Genomic DNA, 1,727 nt, shown 5'->3' with positions numbered 1-1,727 from the left:
GCCGCCCCTGGTCAGGAGCGGCGCCACGTGGCGTTCCGCCCCCCGGTCGGGGTGCGGAGTCGCACCGGCGATCGCGGACCGGCGCGTTCCTACTCCGGTTCCCGGGTGGGTGGTTCTTCGAGGAAGGCGCGGAGCTGGTCGGCCGGGAGCGGGCGGGAGAACAGCCAGCCTTGGTACAAGTCGATTCCGAGATCGCTGAGGACCTGGAACTGGCCGACGTTCTCGACACCTTCGGCGACGCAGCTGCGTCCCATCGCGTGCCCCATGCCGGTCATCGCCTTGGCGATGGCGACGTCGGCCGGGTCGGTCTCCACACCGGAGACGAATTGGCGGTCCAGTTTGATGATCTGCGTGGGAAGGTCTTTGAGGCGGGCCAGCGAGGAGTAGCCGGTGCCGAAGTCGTCCAGGGCGAAGCGCACGCCGCGTCCGGCGAGCTCGACCATCGCTTCGCGGGGGCGCGCGGGCAGGTCGATCAAGGACGTTTCCACGATTTCCAGCACCACGCGGTGCGCGTCTATGCCGGTTTCGGTAATGATCTCGGTGATCTCGTCGACGAATTCCGGGTCGTGCGGCAGCAGATCGACCAGGTTGACGGTGACGGCCACCGGGCGTCCATTGTGGATGGGCCAGCTGGCTGCCTCGCGCAAAGCGGCGCGCAGCACCCACCGGTCCAGTCGGCGCAGCAGGTTGCCTTGCTCCGCCACGCGCAGGATCACCTCCGGTGAGAGCAGGCCGCGGTCGGGATGCGGCCAGCGCACCAACGCCTCGGCCATCACGACGGAACGATCGCCGGTCAGGACCGGCTGGTAGTGCAGGACGAGGGAGTCGGCCTCCATCGCTGAGCGCAGTTGCTCCTCGAGGCCCAGTTGCTCCTCCACCACGGCGATCATGGTGGGGGTGGCCAACGACACCCGCCCGGGCCCCCGGCTCTTCGCGTGGAACATCGCCGCGTTGGCGTAGCGCAGCAGATCCGCGCCGACGGTGTCCCGGTCGAGCGTCGCGGCCCCGATCGAGGCCGATACTGCGACGGGGTACCCGCGCACGGGCACGCTCGTGCGCAGCAGCTCCGCCACCCAGATCGTGAAGGCCTCCAGGCCCCCCACGGCGTCGACGTCCGAGCAGATGATCAAGTACTTGTCGCCGGAAAGCCTGGCCGGCGTGCAGCCGGACGGCAGTCCGTCCACGAGTCGCCGCGCCAATGCCGTGAGCAGTTCGTCGCCGGCCTCGTGGCCCAGTGCGTCGTTGACGCGCTTGAAGTTGTCGATGTCGCAGAACAGCACGGCGACCTGTTCGGCACCCCGGTGCAGCAAGCTGTCGAGCAGCTCGTTGAGGCCCGTGCGGTTGAGCAATCCGGTCAGATCGTCGTGGGTGGCCTGGTAGCGCAACGCCTCGGTCTGCCGCAGCCGCTCGGTGATGTCCTGGAACACCACCAGCCAGAACTTGCTCCCGTCGTCCGCCACCGATGCCGCGCTGTGCACGTCGCAGTGCACGGTCCGGCCATCCGAACGCACCAGCACCCGCTGGTGCGCTCGCGACTGGTTCAACGGTGCATCTACTGCCGCGGCGTCCACGAACAGGCTTGCGCTCCGGTCGTCCGGGTGCAGCAGGCCCGCGGCGGGCATGTTGTTCAGCTCCGCGAGCCGGTAGCCCAGCAGGCCGCACAGCGCCTCGTTGGCATCCAGCACGCGCTCGGACGCGTCGAACAGGGCGATACCGGCCGGGGTCAG

Annotated in this window: 1 protein-coding gene; it reads right to left on the bottom strand. The window is 69.0% G+C overall.

Annotation, left to right across the window (positions count from 1 at the left end; translation table 11 throughout):
* Positions 1-89 precede the first annotated feature (89 nt).
* Positions 90-1,727 (bottom strand): putative bifunctional diguanylate cyclase/phosphodiesterase (locus ABTZ89_RS38470; protein WP_351054383.1); only part of this gene is annotated, 1,638 nt, incomplete at its 5' end.

The sequence above is a fragment of the Saccharopolyspora sp. NPDC002686 genome, from assembly GCF_040295745.1.
Lineage (GTDB): Bacteria > Actinomycetota > Actinomycetes > Mycobacteriales > Pseudonocardiaceae > Saccharopolyspora > Saccharopolyspora oryzae.
Note: the sequence above shows the minus strand (reverse complement) of the source record. Positions and strands in the feature narration are given on the sequence as shown.